We start from the raw sequence: 564 nt of genomic DNA, 5'->3' as shown, positions 1-564 counted from the left end.
CATCAGCACAACAGAAAAACGGCGGGCTTTCGGCCCGCCGTTTTCGTTGGATGGATGCCCGGGTCAGGCCCGGGCATGACGATCCGATTTAATTGTCCAGGAAGCTCCGCAGCTTCCGCGACCTCGACGGATGCTTCAGCTTCCGCAGCGCCTTGGCTTCGATCTGACGGATGCGCTCGCGCGTCACCGAGAACTGCTGGCCGACTTCTTCCAGCGTGTGGTCGGTGTTCATGCCGATGCCGAAGCGCATGCGCAGCACGCGCTCTTCGCGCGGGGTGAGCGAGGCGAGCACGCGCGTGGTGGTCTCGCGCAGGTTCGACTGGATCGCGGCGTCGATCGGCAGGATCGCGTTCTTGTCCTCGATGAAATCGCCGAGGTGTGAATCCTCTTCGTCACCGACGGGCGTCTCGAGCGACAACGGCTCCTTGGCGATCTTGAGGACCTTGCGCACCTTCTCCAAGGGCATGCCGAGCTTCTCGGCGAGCTCTTCCGGGGTCGGCTCGCGGCCGATCTCGTTGAGCATCTGGCGGCTCGTGCGCACGATCTTGTTGATCGTCTCGATCA

At 63.1% G+C, this 564-nt stretch carries 1 protein-coding gene; it reads right to left on the bottom strand.

Annotated elements, in window-relative coordinates; translation table 11 throughout:
- Positions 1-88: 88 nt before the first annotated feature.
- On the bottom strand, positions 89-564 hold a 476-nt coding region (locus tag AC1D00_RS44550; protein ID WP_477015136.1), incomplete at its 5' end, for a sigma-70 family RNA polymerase sigma factor.

The organism is Bradyrhizobium sp. P2_E8 (assembly GCF_056403875.1).
The sequence above is the reverse complement of the archived record's forward strand: the minus strand, read 5'-3'. Positions and strand labels throughout refer to the sequence as shown.